We start from the raw sequence: 18514 nt of genomic DNA, 5'->3' as shown, positions 1-18514 counted from the left end.
GAAGAGCAGGCTGAGCGTCCACTTGTGGGTCAAAATCGCGCAAAGCGGTCCTGGGTTTGACTTGGCAACAACGCGCATTTCTGATCCGACCACAGCGGCGCGATCGCACCGGTAGCGATGAGCGACATTCCGTCGACCCCGTGGCGCAGCGTGCCCGCGAGGATGGCGTCGAGCACGGCCGGGGAGAGGAAGGCGAGGCGCAGCACGCGGGTGAGGTAGGAGGGCTGGACGCCTTCACGTTCGGCGAGCGCGGCGGTCCCGATCTCACCCTCGCGCAAGATGCTCCACCAGCGCCGTGCCTTGACCACGAGCCGGACGAGCGAGGGGCTGGCGGCGCTGGTCAGGGTGGCGCCATTGTCCTGAACGAGCCGCATGACGTGCCCCGAGCGGGTGAGGCGGGTGTCGAGCGCGAGTTGGAAAGTGGCAGGCGCATCGTCAGCCAGCGGGACGTCGAGCACGGCGGCAATTGCCGCGGTCGCGCAGTCGATTTCGATCCCGCTGTCGTGGATGCGCAACCAGGTGACGAGAGCCCCCGCGGTGGCGCGGACGCTGCGGGTCTCGCCTGCGGCGATATCGGTCGCGCTTGCGATGACACGGTTGAGGTCGCCCGGTGCGACGCGCAGCCACGGCATCGACGCCAGCACGAACCCATCGGCGAACAGATCCGCGACCCGCTGGGTCACCGCGGTCTCGAGCTCGTTCGCGGGAATGCGCAGGCCCGTGGTGATATCCCCGGTCTGGAGCGCGTGGCTGACATAGTAGCGATAGCGCCGACCCTGCTTGCTGGCATGCGTCGCGATGAGCGGCGCGCCGTCTGCATCGACGACCCGCCCGGCGAACAGGCTGACATTTGGAAGAACGCCGGCTCGGCTGCGCGTGCCTTGCGTGTTGTCGGCAAGCTTGGCCTGCACCGCGTCCCATGTCGCCCGGTCGATGATGGGGGCGTGGAGCGCGGCATGAACCTTTCCCTGATGGTGGATCTCGCCGACATAGGTCGGGCATTTGAGCATCGCGTGGATCTGGCCGCGGCTGAAGACGACGTCGCCGAAGGCGCGCCCGGTCTTTGTCGTGCGCGGCGGCGCGCGCACGCCGTCACGCTCGAGGGCTTGCGTGACGAGGCGGACATTGCCGAGCGTCAGGTAGCGCGCATAGACATCGCGCACGATGGCGGCATGCGGCTCTACGATCTCGAGGCTGCGTCCGTCGGGAGCGTAGCCGAGCGGCGGGGTGCCGCCCATCCACATGCCGCGCGCCTTGGAGGCGGCGATCTTGTCGCGGATGCGCTCGGCGGTGACCTCGCGCTCGAACTGCGCGAACGACAGCAGCATGTTGAGTGTGAGGCGTCCCATGCTGGTGGTGGTATTGAACGACTGGGTGACCGACACGAAGCTGGTGCCCGCCGCATCGAATGTTTCGACGAGCCTGGAGAAGTCGAGCAGCGAGCGGGTCAGCCGGTCGACCTTGTAGACGACGATGATGTCGAGCCGCCTGGCCGCGACATCGGCGAGCAGCCGCTGGAGGGCAGGGCGCGCGAGCGTGCCGCCCGAGATGCCGCCATCGTCATAGCGCTCAGGGGTAAGCGTCCAGCCTTCGCTGGCCTGTGAGAGAATGTAGGCGGCACAGGCCTCACGCTGCGCATCGAGCGAGTTGAAGTCCTGCTCGAGACCCTCCTCGCTCGACTTGCGGGTGTAGATCGCACAGCGCACCGGGGTCATGCCGCGGTCCTCGCAGCCGCGGCCTTCGTCTTCAGCCCGAAGAAGGCGGGCCCCGACCAGCGCGTGCCCGTGATCGCGCGCGCGACTTCGCTCAGCGAGCGGTAGCTGCGGCCCTCCCAGCGGACGACCTGATCCTCCCCTACCATCACGACATGGACGCGCCCCTGCCACTCGCGCACCAGCCGCATGCCCGCGCGCGCCGGCGTGGTACGAGTAGAACCGCGCGCCAGCTGGTCGAGCGTGCGGGTCGTGGTACGCGACACCCCGCCATGGGCACGCGCCTGGATCTCCCAGGCGAGTGCGAGCCGCAGCAGCGCAGGGCTGACGCGCGGCAACGGCGTCCCCGTCATCCGGATCCAGCGCTCGCGTAGCGCGAAGGAGGACATCGCCTCCAACCCTGCGACCTGCTCCGCGACGCTGCTCATGCGACCGCACCGATGGTGTAGCAGGTGGCGCCGTCACGTGTCCCACGGACGATGACGTGACCCTTCTTGCGCAATCCGGTCAGCGCCGCGCGCGTGGTGTGCGGCAGCCAGCCGGTCGCTGCGATGAGCTCGGCGAGCGTGGCGCCGCCCTCGCGCGCGAGCAGCGCGACGACTGTGGCGGTCTTGGTGGCGCGTGCTGGGACAACCGCAGGGGGCATAGAGGGGGCAACTGCCCTCTCTACTACAGTGCTCGTTGCGTCGTCCTCGACGATCCCGATCGCGGTCAGTCCGGCGGTGGTGACGAACACCCCGTAGCGCAGGTCGCCATCGGCACGCCGGACACAGGTCGCATCGCTGGTCTCGCGCTCCTGGGCGAGGCCGTGCTTGACGAGCGCGGTGATGGACTTGGCCACCCCCGCGCCGCTCGACGAGAGCGTATCGGGCAGGGGGAGCAGGCTGCCGCTATCGCGCTGGGCAGCATGGGCGAGCAGGATCGACTGGGTGTCGCTGAGCCTGGGCATATTGGTGTCCTTTCGACCGGGGCAGCGTCAGTGCCGCCTCCACCACCCAGAGCCCCGTCGGTCGCGCCGATCAGGGCTGCGCCGGGGCTTGTCCACCGCCCGGCGAGTCGCGCTGTGCTGTCGCTCCGGTGCGCTGCGAAGTCGAGCGCCTTATCTTGAACCTCACGAAACCCGCGCAGGCTAGGCGGCGTGGACAAATTCTCGGGGCGACATCTGACGGTTAGTCGTGGGCCCATTTCAGCGATGAAGCATCGACGGTGTCATGCCCCATGTGGCGTATGGGCAACCCCGACAAGCAGGAGGTCAGTCGCTGGGCCAACAACCGGGTGGAGAACTCCCACCAGCCGTTTCGACGAAGAGAGCAAGCGATGCTCAGGTTCGGGCGGATGAAGACGCTACAGACATTCGCCTCGGTGCTCGGCAACGTCCACAACCACGTCAGCTTGGAACGCCACCTCGCGGACTGACAGACCTATAAGGATCGCCGCTCAGCTGCGCTGGCTGAGTGGCAAATGCTCGTAAGCCAAGCCCCTGCGCCAAAGCACGAGGTGCATCCTGTGAAGGGCAGTTCGAGTTAGACTGACAGCACCGGCGTCGCATTTCGGATATCTCGAATGTTGGCCGCGAGACATTGACGTAGGGTATCGCGGGTTCGGGCCTGTGACAAAACCGAGGGCGGCATAAAGAACAAAAAAAGAACATTGTAATGTTGGAAAATGAGGCAGATCTCCGGTGCAGGGTTTGAGCGGCGGAACTGGAGATCGCTATGCACTGGGCGCGAGATCAGCGAAGATTACAAGGGGCGTTGTTGGTTTTGGTGTGGGCTGGTCCGGCTTCAGCCAACGAAACCGTCTCCTATCGTTACGATGTGTTGGGACGATTGGTGCGGACCGCGCATGTCGATGGACCGGCAGCCAACCTTCAATCGACCTATAGTTACGATGCGGCCGGCAATCGTCAGGCCGTGACGTCGGCCAGTTCGACCAGCCAGGGGACGCCGGTGGTCACCAATGCGTCGTTCGAGACGCCTCCGCTCGGCAACACCTTCCAATATTCCCCGCAGAATAGCGGGGTGACCTTCAACCCCTGGTCGGGGATCGCGGGGAATGGGAGCGGGTGGAGCTTTCCGCCTGCACCGGCAGGGAGCCAGGTTGCGTTTCTCCAGAGCCCGAGCGACGGCAATGCCGGGCGCATCGACCAGCCTGTGTCGGGGCTCGTCCCCGGACGCAGCTATGTAGTGGCATTCAGCGCGGTCAAGCCGCCCAACCATGCGCAGAACAGCGTCAGCGTGAGCGTGGGCGGAACGACGCTGCTGACGATCGCACCGCCGGGGGTGTTCCAGGCATATCGCAGCGCGGCGTTCGTCGCCTCGTCTTCGTCCGCGACGATCACCTTTGCTGGCGCGCCGTCCGGCATCGATTCGGCATCGGGGATCGATGGCGTCTCGGTCGAGGAAGCGGGCGTGGTGGTGCCCGTCCCCACCGTCGCGAACGCGTCGTTCGAGTCACCTGATACGCAAGGTTCCTATTTGTACGGACCGTCGGCACCGGGCGTGGTGTTCTCGAGTATTTCGGGGCTTGCGGCGAATGGCAGCGCGTTCGCGTTTCCAACGACGACCGATGGCGCGCAAGTGGCGTTTCTCCAGGCGTCGCCGGGTGGGGCGTATGGATCGTTTGCACAGACGGTCGACGGGCTGGTCGCGGGGCATGCCTATCGGGTGCGCTTCAAGGCGGTCGCGCGGCCGGGCTATGACCCTAACGCGGTGAAGGTAAATGTCGCAGGAGTCTCGCTCTTCGACCAGACACCGGGCGCGGCATTCGCGACCTATGTGACCGGCTATTTCACCGCATCCTCGTCGAGCGCGCAGATCGTCTTCGCGGCGACGCCGGCGAGCGCGGACGCGGCCAGCGGCATCGATGCCGTCTCGGTCGAGGCTCAGTAAACCCACACACGATCTTCGGGAGATTTCACGATGTTTGGCACCATGCCAAGGATCGTCGGCGCGGCTGCGCTGACGACATTCATCACCTGTGCCCCAAGTCAGGCGCAGATGGCCGAACGCTATTTCTACGTACAGCGCGATGCTTGGGTGGCCAGCGATACGCGGAGCTGTGTCCGCGCGGCCACGCCGGTGCGGCTGCTAAACGACGAGCCGGCATGCCCGGCGAACTGAGCGGGCGCGCCGCGCCTTCCATCATGATCGGCCAGAAGGGGAACAGGCTGATGAGCAGGATTTCATGGTTCAAACTGTCGTTGGGGCTGACCGTCGCGTCGCTCCTGGTGCCGGCTGTGGCCGGTGCCCAGGCGTCCGCATCGGACTTCACCTATGCGACGCGCTACGACAGCATGCGCCGCGTGACCGGGACGATCGCGCCCGATCCCGATGGCGAGGGCCCGCTCGGCCATCAGGCGGTTCGCAACACCTATAACACCGCGGGCCGGCTAGTCTCGGTGGAAACGGGAGAGTTGTACGGCTGGCAGCCCTCTGCGATCGCGCCGGCAAACTGGTCCGGCTTCACCGTCAATAGCCGCATTGATACCGACTATGACGTGCTCGGCCGCAAGATCGCGGAGCGGACGACGGGCAGCGACGGGGTGACGCGGACGCTGACGCAGTTCGGCTACAACAATCAGGGGCTGCTCGGTTGCACAACGGTGCGGATGGAGCCGTCGCAGTTCGGCGCCGGTTCCGATGCCTGCACGCAGGGCCAGGGGCGCGCGGGAAGCGACAATCCCGACCGGATCATGCGCAACAGCTATGACGCTGCGGGCCAGTTGACGCTGGTAGAGAAAGGCGTCGGGACGCCGCTCCGGCAGGATTTTGTCGTCTATCGCTACACCCCCAATGGCAAGCGCGAGCGGGTGACCGATGCGAACGGCAACTTCTCGACGATGACCTATGACGGGCACGACCGCCTGGAACGCTGGTATTTCCCGTCGAAGACCATTTCGGGTCAGGTCGATGGCAACGATTATGAGGCCTATGGCTACGACGCCTCGGGCAATCGGACGTCGTGGCGTCGCCGCGATGGACGGACGCTGACCTATGGGTTCGACGCGCTCAATCGGATGACGTCGAAGATCATCCCCGACGGTCCCGCGCCCAACCAGATCGGCGGACCGCCGCCGAACGCGGCGCTGCGCGACGTCTATTATGGCTATGACCTGCGCGGGCTGCAGACGTTCGCGCGGTTCGACTGGCCCGGCGGCGAGGGCGTGACGACCGACTATGACGGGTTCGGGGCGGTGTCGTCGTCGACGACCAGTCTCGCGGGCACGGTCCGCACGATCGCGTCGCAATATGATGCCGACGGCAACCGCCGACAGGTGAGCGCGCCGGGGGGCTCGTGGAGCTATGGCTATGACGGCGCCGACCGTCTGTCGACGCTGACCGAGGACTGGACGGGAGCGGTGCTGTCATCCTGGGGCTACAACGCGCGCGGGCTGAAGTCGAACGTCACGCATCTCTTCGGGAGCGGGACGGCGTGGCAATACGACCCGCTGGGCCGCCTATCGCAGCAGGTGGAGACGATCGGCGGCGGCGGGGTGACGCTGGGCTATGGCTATAACGCGGCGGGCCAGATCGCATCGGTGTCGCGGTCGAACGACGCGTATGTCCGGTCACCCGGCGCGCCGGGGACACAGGGTTACCGGGTGAACGGGCAGAACCAGTATGAGGAGGTGGGTGGTCTCGGCCATCTCTACGACGCGACGGGGAACCTGATCGCGAACGGGGTGACGGCATATGCCTATGATGCGGAGAACCGTCTGGTCCTGACGTCCACGGGGGCGCGGCTGGACTATGATCCGCTGGGACGCCTGTTCCAGGTGACGCCGGGGAGCGGCCGGGGCTGGACGCAGTTCCTATACGACGGGGACCAACTGGCGGCGGAGTATGACGCGGGCGGGCTGGCGGCGTCGTACGTGCATGGTCCCGGCGAGGACGATCCGATCCTGTCGTACGAGCGCGGGATCGGCGCGCGCTGGTATCACGCGGACCATCAGGGCTCGGTGATCGCGCGGTCGACGGGGCCGTCGGGCGGGCTGGTCGGGGTGAACACCTACGACGAGTATGGCGTACCCGGCAGCGGCAATGCGGGCCGGTTCCAGTATACCGGGCAGGCGTGGCTGCCCGAGATCGGGTTGTACCACTACAAGGCGCGGGTTTATTCTCCGGCGCTTGGGCGGTTCATGCAGACCGACCCGGTCGGATATGACGATCAAATCAATCTATATGCCTATGTCGCAAACGATCCAGTGAATAAGTATGACTCGACGGGGCGCGACGGTCAGTGGGTTTACAACAAGAGTACCGGTCAAACGACATTGAGAATACCAGTATATTATCATGGAGCTGGGGCCACGTCTGAAGCAATTGCAAATATTGAGAGGCGTGTCGAAAGCCTGAAAATTCCGAATGAGAATTACAAGATTGATGTTGTAATTCTTTCATCTCCGGGAGGAAAAGGAACCAATTCTCTAGACATTAGCCCGGGTGAAGACCGAAAATCCTACCAAACTGCGGGAGAGGGAATTAATAAACTGGGAGGCAATGTCGGCCATATAAACTCGTCAAATAGTGATTATACATCAGCGAGTGCCCACGACACTCTGCATTTTGTAGGCATCAAAGACAGATATGTTGAGGGTTCGGCCAATGCAGATGGTAGTCGCGGGGCAAGCTCGCCGGCGCCCGGGTATACGAACAGTAACATCATGACATCGCGCCAAGGAACCCAGCTCAACAACTCACAGTTTGAAGAATCCCGGCGAAATTTCTCCACGAAAAGGTGCACAGTAAAGGGGAGTTCTACGATATGCTCATAAAAATCGCGGCTAATTTAGCTATCTTGCTTGCGGCGGGCTGCGCCACGACATCACCTCGCCATACCGATCCTGTGCCGTTCGAAGTGGCTTCCGCTGGAGACGACGGCCTTACGCAGAGCGTTGTTGCGGGGTTGCGGGCAAGGCTTGGAACGATGAGCCAGTTTCGAGAGGCTCGTCGGTCTCCAGGCACAATAACTATGATAATTCCGAATGTCTCGTCCAAACAAGAAGGTAGCCAATCTCGTATATCGGCAACGGTGGTATTCAGTGGGCTGAAGAATGGGGAACTAGTTGTGATAAAGGAGTACCGCGCCGCTTGCATGGAAAGTGATCTATCTCGATGCTTCAATCGAATTGCAAGAGCTGCGCTTAAGCTTTGAGCTGAAGGTGGAAGGGCGATGGTAGCTTGCTTTCGGCCAGATTGCGCCATCACTGCATCGATCACGCCGTTCTGGCTGCCGTCACGCAATCGAGAGCCTCGGTGAGGTCGGCGCGGCTGTTGGTATAGGTGACGCGCCGGTCCTGGCGCGACTGACCGCGACATACACCGACGCGCATTGACGGTGTTTGCCTTGAACGACTCTAGGCGCGGAATGACCCAATCGCACGTCGCGCTCTGCGAGGAGTGGGTGGTGCGAACCCACTACTCGGCCAATAACGTCAATGTCGCCTTCTCGAATACCGATCTTAACTAGTTCGCTCCGTCGAGCATCGACTTCAGTCAAGCCGTGACCCTGGCTTTTCACCCGTTGCCGAGCAGCGGGGGGTGTCGAGCTTTGCCGGCGTGAACTCCGCGGTCAGCGGCACGGGGACGAATGCCCCTTCCGTGATGCCCGCTCCCTGAGCGGCATTACCCATCAATCCAATCGCACATTATCTGGAGTAAAGCATATGCATAATCGCCAGTTGTGGGTTCGCGCGACCTCTTCGATCGCACAGTCCGACGCTTTGCCGTTTGACATCGCGGAACTCAAAATCGCAAAGCCGTCGGGTCGCCGTTGGCCGATCTCGCGCGGCTTTATACGCTTCGGCCTGTCGCTCGGAACGGTCCTTTGTTCGGTGGCCGTTCTGCCTAGCGTCGCACAAGCGGAGTTGCCCGTCGACCAGTGTCTGGATTCGACCCAGCAGGCGACAGGCGGCAGCGCGGCCAGCGAGAGCTTTACTCCGCGTGAGCGCAACTTGTCCCGCCCGATCGCGACCGTGTCGGACGAGCGGCTGGGATCAGTCGATACCAAGACTGGCGCGTTCAGCTTCAGCAACGATGACATCACGCTGGGTAGTGGCGACTTTCCTGCATCGCTCGCTCTCAACCGGAGCTTCAGTTCCGGCGAAGACAGCGTATCGAACAACGGGCTACCGCGGTTCGCCGCCGGCGCGCCTGCCTATTATCCGTTCGGACGCGGCGCGACGCACAACTTGGACGGACGTACCGATGTCGGTCTCGCGTCGTTTGGCGGAAAGAATTATGCGATGTCCTATGTCCGCGTCGGATTGCGGCGTTGGGCGTTTCAGGGCTGCGCGTCTGGCCGGGCGGTCAGCACCCAGCGCGATGGTGCACGGATCGGGCCCGATACCACGTTTTTTCGCGGATCGTTGCTCGAGCTGGCGGACGGAACGAAGCTCTATTTCGGCAGCCCGACCCGGCAAAGCGGACGGACGTATTGCAACGATGCGGGCAATTGCGAGGTGCTGATGCGCTGGGTCGCGCCGAACGGCGACCGCGCGGATTTTGAGTACGAGGAGTATTTCAGTCATCCCTCGAACTACACTTCGCCTGGCAGCAGCGCGGGGTATCAGGTTTACGCTACCCAGAACGAAGGTTCCAGTTCGGAGTGCCATCAGAACTATCAGGGGCAAAACGAATGTCGGACGACCAACCGCCCGGCCTATTACACCCGATCGGACGGTTGGGCACCTACAGGTTCGCAGCCGGTCTATGACTGGCGGCTGAAAAAGGTCACCAATAATCGCGGATTTAGGCTGGAGTTTCGCTACGTCGACCCCTCGGTTGGCGAGGGTGGCTCGTGCGGTGCCGCGTTCAATGGCCTGCAGTGCACGCCTAGCAAGAATGTCGATCAGACGCGGGCACTTTTGCAGTCGGTTGCCGCATTTGCGCCTGGCGCGTCAACACCGCTGGGGACGACCCAGTATGCCTATTCCAGCGACGGCTCCGCGTCACCCTGGGGCAGTGCCGCGCGCTTGACGGGGTTCACGGACTTGCTCGGCAACATGACGAGCTACGCTTACTCGCCGGAGCTCACCGTCACATTGCCCGGGCAGTCTGCTCCAGCGGTGCGTGTCAGCTATGCCGCCGCGGAACGCGGTTACTACTGGCCGACCATTCTCCCCGGACAACCGGATTATCCGATACGCACCCCCGTCTATTACGATCGGGTTTCCCAAATCTCGCTGGCCGGCGGGCAGACGATCGCTTACACACCCACCGTCCGCTCGCAATGGATCGAGGAAAAATACGGAACCTCGCAGTGGGCGGAATATGTGTCGTCGATGAAAGTCGATGCGGGGAATGGCGATATTACGCAGTATGACTACGACGACAGCACTGAAAACCATTTCCAGCCGGTTGCTGTCAAAAACGGCCTAAACAACATCTGGTCATCGACCTACGACGTGTTCGGGTCGATTCGCACGGAAACCCAGCCGGAGGGCGGCAAGGTGACGTATGAATATGACCTTCGGGGCAATGTCGTCTCGCGAACGGTCAGTGCCAAGCCCGGTAGCAACCTCGCGGATCTCAGTGAAACCCTGACCTATGTCGAGGGGGCGGGCATCGGCATGTCGGACTGTGTCAATCAGCTGACCTGCAACAGAGTAAGTACACACACCGACGCGCGGAATGCGGTGACGTATTACAGCTGGAATCCGGCCACCGGGCTGCCAAGCGAGAAGAAACTGCCTGCGGCCCCCGATGGACAGCGTCCGACGACGAACTATCAGTATAATGCATTCGCCGGTGCCCTTGGCACAAATGTCGTTTTGCCGACCACCGTCACGGAAGCGATTGACGGCTCGCGAAGCGTCGTCAGCGGCAGTGAATACTCCGCCGACGCAAAACGAACGCTCCGGGGGCAGACGGTCACTGCCGACGGCGCGACGCGCAGATCCTGTTTCGCCTATGACGATTGGGGCAATCGCATCGCCGCCACGTTGCCGCGTGCGGGCCTCACGAACTGTCCGTGAAGGCACTGTCAGACCAAATGCACCGGTCGTTAGGGGGAGGGCGGGTAGGGGCTGCGAATGCCCCGCCCGCGCAAGCCCGCCAGTCCGTTTCGGTACTTTAACTCGTCGCCGGAGGTGATCCGGTTGGTGGGCACTGTCAGACCAACGTGGCAGGCGGGAAGGAGGGGTGATACCCGCCGTTAATGAGCCGAAAATCAAGGGCGCTACCGTCTAGCCCGTTCCGCCGTTTCAACTCGTCGCCCGAGGTGATCCGGCTGGTCGTGCTGATGTACGTCCGTTTCCCGCTGTCGCTCAGGAACGTGGAAGACCTGCTGTTCGAGCGCGGGATCGACATCTGCCATGAGACGGTACGGATGTGGTGGAACAGGTTCGGGCCGATGTTTGCAAGCGACATCCGCCGCCAGCGGGTCAGTCGGATGCAGGGCTTTCGTCACTGGCGCTGGCACATGGACGAGATGTACGTGAAGCTGAACGGCGAGATGGTGTACCTCTGGCGAGCGGTCGACCATGAAGGCGAGATCCTCGAGAGCTACATCACGAAGACCCGTGACAAGGACGCAGCGCTCACCTTCATGAAGAAGGCGCTCAAGCGCCACGGATCGCCCAACAAGGTCACCACCGACGGCCTTCGATCGTACCGTGCCGCGATGAAGGATCTGGGCAACGCCGACAAGCAGGAGGTGGGTCGCTGGGCGAACAACCGGGTCGAGAACTCTCACCTGCCGTTCCGACGAAGGGAACGAGCGATGCAGCGTTTCCGGCGGATGAAGACGCTACAGAAGTTCGCCTCGGTACATGCCAACGTCCACAACCATTTCAGCCTGGAACGCCATCTCGTCGACCGACAGACCTACAAGCAACGCCGCTCAGCCGCCTTGGCCGAGTGGCAAATCCTCGCGAGCTAGGCTGCTGTCCCCAAAGCCAGAAGCGCATCCTGTGGAGAGCGGTTCGCATTAGACTGACAGCACCCAATCGACGGCAGGTTCTCGCGGTCGAGGACCGCGAGGGTCCGGTGATCGGGGCTAACCGCGACACCCGGGGTTGGCGACGTCTCAAGCGCTTTCGCGATGGCGTCGGGCGCGCGGTGGTAGGCGGTGCCGGGCGTCTGCGCGGCGGCGGCTGTGGTGGTGAGGAGGAGAGCGACCAGGCAGGCACCGACGCGCATTTATAACCCCTTGTTCTTCGATCTGCATTCGTGTGCCACGCGGGGGCGACGCTCACCAGGGAATACCGCAATATGCCTATAGAGAGGGCCTGAACGAGTGTCCCAAGCTGGGGAGCACGCGATGAGCTGCCCCCTTCTGAGTGGTCCATCGACTATGACAGTCTGGACCAAGGAAGGGACGAGGAATGCCTGCGAAGAAGCACAAGCCCGAGGAGATCATCGGCAAGCTGCGCGAAGTGGAGATCATGCTGGGCCAGGGCGGCACGACCGCCGAGGCGTGCCGGCGTATCGCGGTTAGCGAGCAGACCTACTATCGATGGCGCAAGGAATACGGTGGCCTGAAGACGGATCAGGCGCGGCGGATGAAGGATCTGGAGAAGGAGAACCTGCGGCTGCGCCGTGCGATCTCGGACCTGACGCTGGACAAGCTGATCCTGCAGGAGGCGGCGCGGGGAAACTTCTGAGCCCCGCACGGCGCCGGCGGTGCATCGACCATGTGCGGGAGGTGCTGGAGGTATCCGAGCGACGCGTGTGCCGCGTGCTCGGGCAGCACCGGTCGACGCAGCGCAAGGTGCCGTGCGGGGCAGATGACGAGCAGGCGTTGACCGAGGATATCGTCGAGCTGGCCAAGCAGTACGGACGCTACGGCTACCGCCGGGTGACAGCACTGCTGCACGCAGCCGGCTGGTCGGTGAACCACAAACGGGTGGAGCGGATCTGGCGACGTGAGGGCCTGAAGGTGCCGCAGCGGCAGCCAAAACGCGGCCGGCTGTGGTTGAATGATGGCTCATGCATCCGCCTGAGACCGGAGTATCCAGGACACGTGTGGGCCTACGACTTCGTCGAAGCGCGGACGCACGACGGCCGCAAGTTCCGCATCCTGACCATCATCGACGAGGCGAGCAGGGAATGCCTGGCGCTGGTGGTCGCCCGCCAGCTGCGCCACGAAGACGTGTTGGCGGCCTTGGCCGAGCTGTTCATCGACCGGGGACCGCCTGCGCATATCAGGTCGGATAACGGCAGCGAATTCATCGCCACCGCCGTCCAGAAATGGCTGGAGCAGATCGGGGTAAAGACGCTCTACATCACGCCTGGCTCGCCGTGGGAGAATGGCTACAACGAGAGCTTCAACGGCTCGCTTCGTGACGAGCTGCTCAACGGCGAGATCTTCTACAGCCTTGCCGAGGCCAAAGTGCTGATCGAGGCCTGGCGGCGCCACTATAACACTGTCCGTCCGCACAGCAGCCTCGGCTACCGGCCACCAGCCCCGGAAGCGGCGACACCGCCATTGCCGGCCTCCGGTTCCGCTTCGCTCCACCTCCGACCGGCAATGGCGGCGGAGACGACGATGCACTAACTATTGAACCGGACCACCCGGTGGGGGCTGCTCAGCGAAAGCGGCGAAATGACCGGTACTGGGTCGGCGAATCCTGTTCGGAGCAGCCGTTCGAAATCTGACTCTCACATCCCGCGATATGGCTCACACGCGATACCGTCACCATCGCCATCCATGCCCTCGCGGTATCCTGGTGATCCACGATAGATCGGTGCGACTCCAGCGGCGCGGGCCTGATCACAACCCTGATAGTAGATGGAGCGTTCAACGACCTCGATCTCGACGGGCGACGTTGAAGACGTGCGCCAATGGCTGATCAGCTGCGCGCAAGCGTCCAGCTCGTTGTCGCTGCAAGGATACAACCGGAAATAACCTGAACGGCAAAGCTCTCACGCTGGCGCGCGCGCCGAGCCCAACGACCTGGCCGGTGCGGACCACCGTGACGCCGAGCCTGACGGAACTTAGGATATCCCTCACCCATAGGGTCAGTCTATGCATGCTTGGGTTGCCGAAAGGCTAACAGCGTTTCCGCACGCACAACCGAGGCGGTGACATACGCTATGAACGGGAGTCGGCTTCCGGCGATTATTCACCTGTGAACGACCAAGACTGGGTCGTTTGGCTTGTAGTGATGTCTGCGTCCCACATCTCCCAGCCAGCTATTGATGAGACCAAGCGCTGCCAATTCCGGATCGATCCTGCTAGCGGTCGCGCATGCTGAAGACGAGAACGAGGCGGCTGGCTGCCGAAACCGAGCGGGCACTCGCGCGCCTCGCCGCTGTGGAGGCGTCGGTGGTGGCGCTGGACGACGAGGATCTGCTCGACCTCGCCGACATCTTCGCCTCGGGCGAGCCGACGCCGTTGCGCGAAATGGCCGCTGTCGAGATGCGCCGCCGCGGCCTCAGCCTGTGAAGCGGCTTCCCTCGCGTTTCCGTCGCCTTGACGGCGCGCTCGCGGACCTGCCCGTCGAGGAGCCCATGCTGCTCACCGAACTCGACGGCTTCCTCACCGGATTGCTGGTCTGCCCGGCGCCGATTTCGCCGGCCGAGTGGATGACGGTCGTGTGGGGACCGGAGACGGACGGCATACCGCCATTCGAGGATCCGCAGGATGTGCAATGGTTCGCCGCCGCGGTGGCGGCACGGCGCGACGAGATCGCGCGCGATCTCGCCCGCGGCAAGCTTCAGCCGATCTTCGATGTCGACGAGCGCGATGGCGAACTCCTCTGGGACTATTGGATCGACGGCTTCGCAGAGGCGGTCGCGTTGCGTCCCGAAGAATGGGATGGACTGGTCGACGATCCGGACAGCGCCGCACCATGGGCACGGCTGATAACGCTGATCGCAGTGGTCCGCGACGAGAGCGACCTCGACAGCGTCGCGATCAACGCGCTCCAGGACCGTGCGGCGGCCGAGGTGGTGGACGCCGTCCAGCTCCTGTACGCGGCGCGCGCTGGCGTCACCGACACGCCGGCGGATCCTGCATCGCCAGCGACGGTGTCGAAGGTCGGCCGCAACGACCCATGCCCTTGCGGATCGGGGAAGAAGCACAAGCGCTGCTGCGGCTGATCTGGTGGGGTGACGGCCTGGTGGATCGCATGGTCGCCTCCGCCAGCCGCAGCGCCCCGCACGCCGCTAACACAGCGCGGTCACCGCGCGGCGCCAAGCCGGTCGGCAGCCGCCTGCAGATACGGCCTCGCGTCCACCGATCGATATCCCGGGGTCGTGGCCGCGAAGTGCCGCAGCCAATATCCGTGCCCGGCCCCATAGACGACCAGAATGCGGTCTCCCGGCGTCGCGACGTTGACGAGCTTGGAGAAGATCTTGGCGTTTCGCAGATACCACATGGCATTCAGGTCCGCGCCCGGCTGGTCTTCCCCGTCGCCGAAGTGGAGGAGCGCGTAGTACAGGTCCTGGCCGCCCATCGGGGTGGAGGGGTCGTTATACCGGATCAGCATCCGGGGAATGCTGGTCGTCGCCTGCTCGGCCTCGAACCGGCTGGCGGCCGACTGCACCGTCGCGAGCGCGCCGGCCAGCCGCGCTTCCTCGCCATGAGCCTTGGCATAGGCTTCGACGCGGCCGAACGGGAAGTAGTCCGGCTCCCCCTTGCTCGGTTGCTCGTCGATGCCCTGGACGCTTTTCAGCCCCATCCGCGCGGCGATGCGATAGCCGATCTGCGTCGTTTCGTCGCGGTCGCGGCGAAGCACCGACGGGGTGAAGGTGGCGAAGTCGGTCACGTCGTAGGTAGGGCCGGGGCGCTGGGCCTCGACCATCACTTTCGTCGGACGGAATGTCGCGATCGCATCCGCAAGCGCCTCTAGCTCGCGCTGGCGCCGGGGGACAGTAACATCGTCGACCTTGACGTTGACCTTATCCTGCCCGGGATTGCCGAAATGATAGGTTCCGAGCACCATCACCTGAATCGGCGCGGGTTGCGGGGTCACCGCAGCCGCCGCAGCTGCGACCATCATAAGGACAGACATCGAACCTCCCGCAATGTGTGTTGTTTGAACAATACACCAAGTTACAACCCAGTCCAGCGGCGTTGGCTTCGCTACCTGGCCTTTTGTTCGCGATGTTGATTTATGCGCCTCCTATCGCGGCAGCATCACGCGCGTCTGCTCCGCCCACAGCGGTGCGATCGCACCAGTCGCGATGAGCGCCGTCCCGTCGACCCCGTGCCGCAGCGTGCCCGCGAGCACGGCATCGAGCACGGCCGGGGAGAGGAAGGCGAGGCGGAGCACGCGCGTGAGGTAGGAGGGCTGGATGCCTTCGCGCTCGGCGAGCGCGGCGGTACCGACCTCACCCTCGCGCAAGATGCTCCACCAGCGCCGTGCCTTGACCACGAGCCGGACGAGCGAGGGGCTGGCGGCGGTGGTCAGGGTGGCGCCATTGTCCTGGACGAGCCGCATGACGTGCCCAGAGCGGGTGAGGCGGGTGTCGAGCGTGAGCTGAAAGGTGGCAGGCGCATCGTCGGCCAGCGGGACATCGAGCACGGCGGCAATCGCCGCGGTCGCGCAGTCGATCTCGATCCCGCTGTCGTGGATGCGCAACCAGGTGACGAGAGCCCCTGCGGTGGCGCGGACGCTGCGGGTCTCGCCTGCGGCGATGTCGGTTGCGCTGGCGATGACACGGCTGAAGTCGCCGGGTGCGACGCGTAGCCACGGCATCGACGCCAGCACGAACCCATCGGCGAACAGATCCGCGACCCGCTGGGTGACCGCGGTCTCGAGCTCGTTCGCGGGAATGCGCAGGCCTGTGGTGACATCCCCGGTCTGGAGCGCGCGACTGACATAATAGCGGTAGCGCCGCCCCTGCTTGCTGGCATGCGTCGCGATCAGCGGCGCGCCGTCTGCATCGACGACGCGCCCGGCGAACAGGCTGATGTTGGGGAGAACGCCGGCTCGGCTACGCGTGCCTTGCGTGTTGTCGGCAAGCCTGGCCTGTACCGCGTCCCATGTCGTCCGGTCGATGATGGGGGCGTGGAGCGCGGCATGGACCTTCCCCTGATGGTGGATCTCGCCGACATAGGTCGGGCATTTGAGCATCGCGTGGATCTGGCCGCGGCTGAAGACGACGTCGCCGAAGGGGCGCCCGGTCTTTGTCGTGCGCGGCGGCGCGCGCACGCCGTCACGCTCGAGGGCTTGCGTGACGAGGCGGACATTGCCGAGCGTCAGGTAGCGCCGATAGACATCGCGCACGATGGCGGCATGCGGCTCGACGATCTGCAGGCTGCGCCCGTCGGGGGTGTAGCCGAGCGGCGGGGTGCCGCCCATCCACATGCCGCGCGCCTTGGAGGCGGCGATCTTGTCGCGGATCCGCTCGGCGGTGACCTCGCGCTCGAACTGCGCGAACGACAGCAGCATGTTGAGAGTGAGGCGGCCCATGCTGGTCGTGGTGTTGAACGACTGGGTGACCGACACGAAGCTGGTCCCCGCCGCATCGAATGTTTCGACGAGCCTGGAGAAGTCGAGCAGCGAGCGGGTCAGCCGGTCGACCTTGTAGACGACGATGATGTCGAGCCGCCTGGCCGCGACATCGGCGAGCAGCCGCTGGAGGGCAGGGCGCGCGAGCGTGCCGCCCGAGATGCCGCCATCGTCATAGCGCTCGGGGGTAAGCGTCCAGCCTTCGCTGGCCTGTGAGAGGATGTAGGCGGCACAGGCCTCACGCTGCGCATCGAGCGAGTTGAAGTCCTGCTCGAGACCCTCCTCGCTCGACTTGCGGGTGTAGATCGCACAGCGCACCGGGGTCATGCCGCGGTCCTCGCCGCCATGGTCTTCGTCTTCAGCCCGAAGAAGGCGGGTCCCGACCAGCGCGTGCCCGTGATCGCGCGCGCGACTTCGCTCAGCGAGCGGTAGCTGCGGCCCTCCCAGCGGACGACCTGATCCTCCCCTACCATCACGATATGGACGCGCCCTTGCCACTCGCGCACCAGCCGCATGCCCGCGCGGGCCGGCGTGGTCTTCGTCGTGCCGCGCGCCAGCTGGTCGAGCGTCCGGGTCGTCGCGCGCGTCACCCCGCCGAGTGCACGCGCCTGGATCTCCCAGGCGAGCGCGAGCCGCAGCAGCGCAGGGCTGACGCGCGGCAACGGCGTCCCCGTCATCCGGATCCAGCGCTCGCGTAGCGCGAAGGAGGACATCGCCTCCAACCCTGCGACCTGCTCCGCGACGCTGCTCATGCGACCGCACCGATGGTGTAGCAGGTGGCGCCGTCGCGCGTCGTGCGGACGATGACGTGACCCTTCTTGCGCAACCCGGTCAGCGCCGCGCGCGTGGTGTGCGGCAGCCAGCCGGTCGCCTCGATGAGCTCGGCGAGCGTGGCGCCGCCATCGCGCGACAGCAGCGCGACGACTGTGGCGGTCTTGGTGGCGCGTGCTGGGACAACCGCAGGGGGCATAGAGGGGGCAACTGCCCTCTCTACTACAGCGCTCGTTGCGTCGTCCTCGACGATCCCGATCGCGGCCAGTCCTGCGGTGGTGACGAACACCCCGTAGCGCAAATCGCCATCGGTACGCCGGACACAGGCCGCGTCGCTGGTCTCGCGCTCCTGGGCTAGGCCGTGCTTGACGAGCGCGGTAATGGACTTGGCCACCCCCGCGCCGCTCGACGAGAGCGTATCGGGCAGGGGAAGCAGGCTGCCGTCATCGCGCTGGGCAGCATGGGCGAGCAGGATCGACTGGGTGTCGCTGAGCCTGGGCATGGTGGTGTCCTTTCGACCGGGGCAGCGTCAGTGCTGCCCCCACCACCCAGAGCCCCGTCGGTCGCGCCGATCAGGGCTGCGCCGGGCTTGTCCACCACCCGGCGAGTCGCGCTGTGCTGTCGCTCT

At 64.5% G+C, this 18514-nt stretch carries 16 protein-coding genes and 1 pseudogene; 9 read left to right on the top strand and 8 right to left on the bottom strand.

Annotated features, from left to right (window positions below; genetic code table 11):
• Positions 1–29: 29 nt before the first annotated feature.
• From ACV7NO_RS00085 to ACV7NO_RS00075, 3 genes are read right to left on the bottom strand one after another with little or no spacing between them, the layout of a single operon-like run.
• Entirely contained in the window at positions 30–1715 is a 1686-nt protein-coding gene (locus ACV7NO_RS00085; protein ID WP_463404003.1) for a recombinase family protein, read from the bottom strand.
• A complete protein-coding gene (locus tag ACV7NO_RS00080) occupies positions 1712–2140 on the bottom strand; it encodes a DUF2924 domain-containing protein (protein ID WP_463404002.1) in 429 nt (142 codons plus the stop codon). The genes ACV7NO_RS00085 and ACV7NO_RS00080 overlap by 4 nt, the downstream gene beginning before the upstream one ends.
• Positions 2137–2661 carry a DUF3489 domain-containing protein gene (locus ACV7NO_RS00075; RefSeq protein ID WP_463404001.1) on the bottom strand — a complete coding sequence of 175 codons (525 nt, stop codon included), beginning with the start codon at positions 2659–2661 and terminating at the stop codon, positions 2137–2139. The genes ACV7NO_RS00080 and ACV7NO_RS00075 overlap by 4 nt, the downstream gene beginning before the upstream one ends.
• A gap of 275 nt (positions 2662–2936) precedes the next feature.
• Here ACV7NO_RS00075 and ACV7NO_RS00070 point away from each other — a divergent pair.
• From ACV7NO_RS00070 to ACV7NO_RS00040, 7 genes and pseudogenes are all read left to right on the top strand, one after another.
• Positions 2937–3128, top strand: a pseudogene (locus ACV7NO_RS00070) (DDE-type integrase/transposase/recombinase); the annotation flags it as partial.
• A 416-nt stretch (positions 3129–3544) separates the two neighbouring features.
• Positions 3545–4603 (top strand): hypothetical protein, encoded by a 1059-nt coding sequence (locus ACV7NO_RS00065; protein WP_463404000.1) that lies wholly within the window; start codon positions 3545–3547, stop codon positions 4601–4603.
• Positions 4604–4633: 30 nt separating this feature from the next.
• On the top strand, positions 4634–4834 hold the full coding sequence (locus ACV7NO_RS00060; protein ID WP_463403999.1) for a hypothetical protein: 201 nt from the start codon (positions 4634–4636) through the stop codon (positions 4832–4834).
• The gene (locus tag ACV7NO_RS00055) at positions 4819–7488 is read left to right on the top strand and encodes an RHS repeat-associated core domain-containing protein (protein WP_463403998.1); all 2670 of its coding nucleotides are present in this window, start codon (positions 4819–4821) and stop codon (positions 7486–7488) included. Before ACV7NO_RS00060 ends, ACV7NO_RS00055 begins: the two co-directional genes overlap by 16 nt.
• Positions 7489–8379: 891 nt before the next feature.
• Complete coding sequence (locus tag ACV7NO_RS00050; RefSeq protein ID WP_463403997.1) at positions 8380–10689, top strand: RHS repeat domain-containing protein; 2310 nt, start codon at positions 8380–8382, stop codon at positions 10687–10689.
• A gap of 182 nt (positions 10690–10871) precedes the next feature.
• On the top strand, positions 10872–11594 hold the full coding sequence (locus tag ACV7NO_RS00045; RefSeq protein WP_463403996.1) for an IS6 family transposase: 723 nt from the start codon (positions 10872–10874) through the stop codon (positions 11592–11594).
• 445 nt (positions 11595–12039) lie between these two features.
• Positions 12040–13211, top strand: a protein-coding gene (locus ACV7NO_RS00040) for an IS3 family transposase (protein WP_463403995.1) whose coding sequence is annotated in 2 segments (ribosomal slippage) — positions 12040–12304 and positions 12304–13211 — 1173 coding nt in all. Because the reading frame shifts where the segments join, the coding sequence is not laid out codon by codon here.
• Between the two features lie 104 nt (positions 13212–13315).
• On the opposite strand, the gene ACV7NO_RS00035 is transcribed toward ACV7NO_RS00040, so the two are convergent.
• Positions 13316–13552: an excalibur calcium-binding domain-containing protein gene (locus ACV7NO_RS00035; protein WP_463403994.1), complete on the bottom strand. Its 237-nt coding sequence runs from the start codon at positions 13550–13552 to the stop codon at positions 13316–13318.
• Between the two features lie 352 nt (positions 13553–13904).
• On the opposite strand from ACV7NO_RS00035, the gene ACV7NO_RS00030 reads away from it, so the two are divergent.
• On the top strand, positions 13905–14102 hold the full coding sequence (locus tag ACV7NO_RS00030) for a hypothetical protein (protein ID WP_463403993.1): 198 nt from the start codon (positions 13905–13907) through the stop codon (positions 14100–14102).
• Positions 14099–14758, top strand: coding sequence for a UPF0149 family protein (locus ACV7NO_RS00025; RefSeq protein ID WP_463403992.1), 660 nt, complete (start codon positions 14099–14101; stop codon positions 14756–14758). The genes ACV7NO_RS00030 and ACV7NO_RS00025 overlap by 4 nt, the downstream gene beginning before the upstream one ends.
• Before the next feature lie 80 nt (positions 14759–14838).
• On the opposite strand, the gene ACV7NO_RS00020 is transcribed toward ACV7NO_RS00025, so the two are convergent.
• The 4 genes from ACV7NO_RS00020 to ACV7NO_RS00005 all read right to left on the bottom strand — a co-directional run bounded on the left by ACV7NO_RS00020 (position 14839) and on the right by ACV7NO_RS00005 (position 18388).
• Positions 14839–15672 carry a DUF5694 domain-containing protein gene (locus ACV7NO_RS00020; protein ID WP_463403991.1) on the bottom strand — a complete coding sequence of 278 codons (834 nt, stop codon included), beginning with the start codon at positions 15670–15672 and terminating at the stop codon, positions 14839–14841.
• Between the two features lie 111 nt (positions 15673–15783).
• The gene (locus ACV7NO_RS00015) at positions 15784–17442 is read right to left on the bottom strand and encodes a recombinase family protein (protein ID WP_463403990.1); all 1659 of its coding nucleotides are present in this window, start codon (positions 17440–17442) and stop codon (positions 15784–15786) included.
• Positions 17439–17867 (bottom strand): DUF2924 domain-containing protein, encoded by a 429-nt coding sequence (locus ACV7NO_RS00010; RefSeq protein ID WP_463403989.1) that lies wholly within the window; start codon positions 17865–17867, stop codon positions 17439–17441. Before ACV7NO_RS00010 ends, ACV7NO_RS00015 begins: the two co-directional genes overlap by 4 nt.
• Positions 17864–18388: a DUF3489 domain-containing protein gene (locus tag ACV7NO_RS00005; protein ID WP_463403988.1), complete on the bottom strand. Its 525-nt coding sequence runs from the start codon at positions 18386–18388 to the stop codon at positions 17864–17866. The genes ACV7NO_RS00010 and ACV7NO_RS00005 overlap by 4 nt, the downstream gene beginning before the upstream one ends.
• Between the last annotated feature and the right edge of the window lie 126 nt (positions 18389–18514).

This window comes from Sphingomonas sp. Ell38C01 (assembly GCF_055231975.1).
The sequence above is the reverse complement of the archived record's forward strand: the minus strand, read 5'-3'. Positions and strand labels throughout refer to the sequence as shown.

Bases quoted from the DNA above. Each gene is read 5' to 3' on its own strand.
- ACV7NO_RS00050 (WP_463403997.1), top strand. From the start codon at position 8,380: ATGCATAATCGCCAGTTGTGGGTTCGCGCGACCTCTTCGATCGCACAG.
- ACV7NO_RS00015 (WP_463403990.1), bottom strand. From the start codon at position 17,442: ATGACCCCGGTGCGCTGTGCGATCTACACCCGCAAGTCGAGCGAGGAG.
- ACV7NO_RS00055 (WP_463403998.1), top strand. From the start codon at position 4,819: ATGCCCGGCGAACTGAGCGGGCGCGCCGCGCCTTCCATCATGATCGGC.
- ACV7NO_RS00005 (WP_463403988.1), bottom strand. From the start codon at position 18,388: ATGCCCAGGCTCAGCGACACCCAGTCGATCCTGCTCGCCCATGCTGCC.
- ACV7NO_RS00010 (WP_463403989.1), bottom strand. From the start codon at position 17,867: ATGAGCAGCGTCGCGGAGCAGGTCGCAGGGTTGGAGGCGATGTCCTCC.
- ACV7NO_RS00030 (WP_463403993.1), top strand. From the start codon at position 13,905: ATGCTGAAGACGAGAACGAGGCGGCTGGCTGCCGAAACCGAGCGGGCA.
- ACV7NO_RS00020 (WP_463403991.1), bottom strand. From the start codon at position 15,672: ATGTCTGTCCTTATGATGGTCGCAGCTGCGGCGGCTGCGGTGACCCCG.
- ACV7NO_RS00075 (WP_463404001.1), bottom strand. From the start codon at position 2,661: ATGCCCAGGCTCAGCGACACCCAGTCGATCCTGCTCGCCCATGCTGCC.
- ACV7NO_RS00045 (WP_463403996.1), top strand. From the start codon at position 10,872: ATGAGCCGAAAATCAAGGGCGCTACCGTCTAGCCCGTTCCGCCGTTTC.
- ACV7NO_RS00085 (WP_463404003.1), bottom strand. From the start codon at position 1,715: ATGACCCCGGTGCGCTGTGCGATCTACACCCGCAAGTCGAGCGAGGAG.
- ACV7NO_RS00080 (WP_463404002.1), bottom strand. From the start codon at position 2,140: ATGAGCAGCGTCGCGGAGCAGGTCGCAGGGTTGGAGGCGATGTCCTCC.
- ACV7NO_RS00060 (WP_463403999.1), top strand. From the start codon at position 4,634: ATGTTTGGCACCATGCCAAGGATCGTCGGCGCGGCTGCGCTGACGACA.